Genomic DNA, 3,466 nt, shown 5'->3' with positions numbered 1-3,466 from the left:
TTAATATAAAATTTTATTGTATTAATAATAGATTGTTAAAATAATAATATTTTTATTAAAATCAATATAATGATTTAGTATTTAATAATTCTTGAGAAAAGATAAAATTGGTATAAACTTGCACATTATGTTTATTCTTTCTAAAAAAGTCTATCTTGGCAGGAGATTTTTAACAAGCATAGTAAATAGTATTTAGATAAACTTATATATTAGATTACTTCAGCAGTAAATAAGGAGTACGTATGAAAACTTTGGTTGGCGCTTGTATAGTAACATTGGCTGTATTGGGTTGTTATTTGCCTGATAAACAGAAACAAGCCGTTCAAACTTTTTTTAAGAATTCACAAAGTAGTGATATAGGTTCTGATGAGATTGTTGCTGATGAAATTGTTGCTGATGGGATATTTGATAATTTAAAATTATATATGACTGAGCATAATTTGTTAGTTGATATAAAAAAGACCATAATCAGTTTAAAAGATCCTAATTATCGTGCTGTACCCCCAGTGCGTGACTATAATGAGGAGTATTTTAATAAATTCTTTTTAGATTTGGGGTCTGAGCGATCTAAAGAATTGATTAAGTTGTTTGGCAAGATAAAAAATGAGCAGGATGATGATAAATTTAAAAGAGAAGCTTATTGGCTATATTCATGTATAAGGGATTTATATTCTTCAGATATTAAGTATTCTGGTGAAAACGGGAATGAGTATATTGTTGATATGCCTAGGAGGCCCACTATTGATCAACAATATCTTAAAGTGAAGGGAGTAATAGAACAGTATGCTTTAAGATGATTATTGTCTACTAATTTTAAGATAATTTTAATTTTTAGTATTAATGTTTTGATAAAAAAATAAAAAGCATGGCTATAATAGGATTGTTTAGGAGTAGAAATGTGTAACAACGGGTGTTATAATAATGATTCAAAAAATAAAGTGTTTTTAAATTTTTATTACTTTAATAGAGAGCAATAACAGGCTTATTAATAAGGAAATAAGATCAAGGCAAAGTTGATTTATAGATTCTGAAGTTATGGTTTTGGATTTTTTTAAAAAAGGGGATTAGGTATAATTAAATTGATGTTGTTTATTTATATTGATGATGTCATGTAGATGCTTTGGGATGAAATTATTAGTGGAAGCAAAAAAATAGTAAACTATTAGTTGTGGAAATTAATCAAGTATTAAATATATAAATAAAATTATAGGATCCAAATTAAAAATTAAGACATTAGGTGTAGAAGAGTTTGTAAAATTGGCATAAGAGGCTATGATTGGTTCTGAAAATATCTGCTCAAGAAGTTAACATAAGAAGAGTAAAGGCAATAATACTATAATAGTAAGAGATATCCTCAATTTAATTAAATCAATTTAATGTATCAAAAAAGATTTATTTTAAAATTATTGATTAATTTAGGCTATTATGCTTCATAAGTGGTTGCTGCTAATTAATCTAGGAAATGGACCAATGAATAATAAATTAATTTATTGGGGGAGATGTTGAAAACATTGGTAGTTGTTGATGATAATAATTGGGCCTATAATAATCTTTAATTACTATTGGACAAATTTAATAGTGAAGAGTCTTTAATAATAGCAATAGCAAGTAATTTAATACTATATGTTAAGGTAATTAATTTGCAACATAAAAATGCAGCAAGGAGCATACATTTGTTCTAACCAATATACCAGATTTTTATATTAAGAAATGAAATTAATTTCGGGTTAGGATTATTTAAGTTCATGAGAGCACGCTTTCATACTAATTAAAAATTATATATATAATTTTTAATTAGTATGAAAGCGTGCTCTCATGAACTTAAATAATCCTAACCCGAAATTAATTTCATTTCTTAATATAAAAATCTGGTATATTGGTTAGAACAAATGTATGCTCCTTGCTGCATTTTTATGTTGCAAATTAATTACCTTAACATATAGTATTAAATTACTTGCTATTGCTATTATTAAAGACTCTTCACTATTAAATTTGTCCAATAGTAATTAAAGATTATTATAGGCCCAATTATTATCATCAACAACTACCAATGTTTTCAACATCTCCCCCAATAAATTAATTTATTATTCATTGGTCCATTTCCTAGATTAATTAGCAGCAACCACTTATGAAGCATAATAGCCTAAATTAATCAATAATTTTAAAATAAATCTTTTTTGATACATTAAATTGATTTAATTAAATTGAGGATATCTCTTACTATTATAGTATTATTGCCTTTACTCTTCTTATGTTAACTTCTTGAGCAGATATTTTCAGAACCAATCATAGCCTCTTATGCCAATTTTACAAACTCTTCTACACCTAATGTCTTAATTTTTAATTTGGATCCTATAATTTTATTTATATATTTAATACTTGATTAATTTCCACAACTAATAGTTTACTATTTTTTTGCTTCCACTAATAATTTCATCCCAAAGCATCTACATGACATCATCAATATAAATAAACAACATCAATTTAATTATACCTAATCCCCTTTTTTAAAAAAATCCAAAACCATAACTTCAGAATCTATAAATCAACTTTGCCTTGATCTTATTTCCTTATTAATAAGCCTGTTATTGCTCTCTATTAAAGTAATAAAAATTTAAAAACACTTTATTTTTTGAATCATTATTATAACACCCGTTGTTACACATTTCTACTCCTAAACAATCCTATTATAGCCATGCTTTTTATTTTTTTATCAAAACATTAATACTAAAAATTAAAATTATCTTAAAATTAGTAGACAATAATCATCTTAAAGCATACTGTTCTATTACTCCCTTCACTTTAAGATATTGTTGATCAATAGTGGGCCTCCTAGGCATATCAACAATATACTCATTCCCGTTTTCACCAGAATACTTAATATCTGAAGAATATAAATCCCTTATACATGAATATAGCCAATAAGCTTCTCTTTTAAATTTATCATCATCCTGCTCATTTTTTATCTTGCCAAACAACTTAATCAATTCTTTAGATCGCTCAGACCCCAAATCTAAAAAGAATTTATTAAAATACTCCTCATTATAGTCACGCACTGGGGGTACAGCACGATAATTAGGATCTTTTAAACTGATTATGGTCTTTTTTATATCAACTAACAAATTATGCTCAGTCATATATAATTTTAAATTATCAAATATCCCATCAGCAACAATTTCATCAGCAACAATCTCATCAGAACCTATATCACTACTTTGTGAATTCTTAAAAAAAGTTTGAACGGCTTGTTTCTGTTTATCAGGCAAATAACAACCCAATACAGCCAATGTTACTATACAAGCGCCAACCAAAGTTTTCATACGTACTCCTTATTTACTGCTGAAGTAATCTAATATATAAGTTTATCTAAATACTATTTACTATGCTTGTTAAAAATCTCCTGCCAAGATAGACTTTTTTAGAAAGAATAAACATAATGTGCAAGTTTATACCAATTTTATCTTTT

2 protein-coding genes are annotated in these 3,466 nt (G+C 26.4%); one reads left to right on the top strand and one right to left on the bottom strand.

What is annotated here, in order from left to right; all coding sequences use genetic code 11:
* The first annotated feature begins 242 nt into the window (after window positions 1-242).
* Window positions 243-797, top strand: coding sequence for a P52 family lipoprotein (locus tag HNP63_RS06450; RefSeq protein WP_073999278.1), 555 nt, complete (start codon window positions 243-245; stop codon window positions 795-797).
* 1,968 nt (window positions 798-2,765) lie between these two features.
* Here HNP63_RS06450 and HNP63_RS06445 read toward each other — a convergent pair.
* The gene (locus tag HNP63_RS06445; RefSeq protein ID WP_073999278.1) at window positions 2,766-3,320 is read right to left on the bottom strand and encodes a P52 family lipoprotein; all 555 of its coding nucleotides are present in this window, start codon (window positions 3,318-3,320) and stop codon (window positions 2,766-2,768) included.
* Window positions 3,321-3,466 lie beyond the last annotated feature (146 nt).

The organism is Borreliella afzelii (genome assembly GCF_014202295.1).
Taxonomy (GTDB): domain Bacteria; phylum Spirochaetota; class Spirochaetia; order Borreliales; family Borreliaceae; genus Borreliella; species Borreliella afzelii.
This window is presented reverse-complemented; position numbering and strand designations above follow the sequence as displayed.

Bases quoted from the DNA above. Each gene is read 5' to 3' on its own strand.
- HNP63_RS06450 (WP_073999278.1), top strand. From the start codon at position 243: ATGAAAACTTTGGTTGGCGCTTGTATAGTAACATTGGCTGTATTGGGT.
- HNP63_RS06445 (WP_073999278.1), bottom strand. From the start codon at position 3,320: ATGAAAACTTTGGTTGGCGCTTGTATAGTAACATTGGCTGTATTGGGT.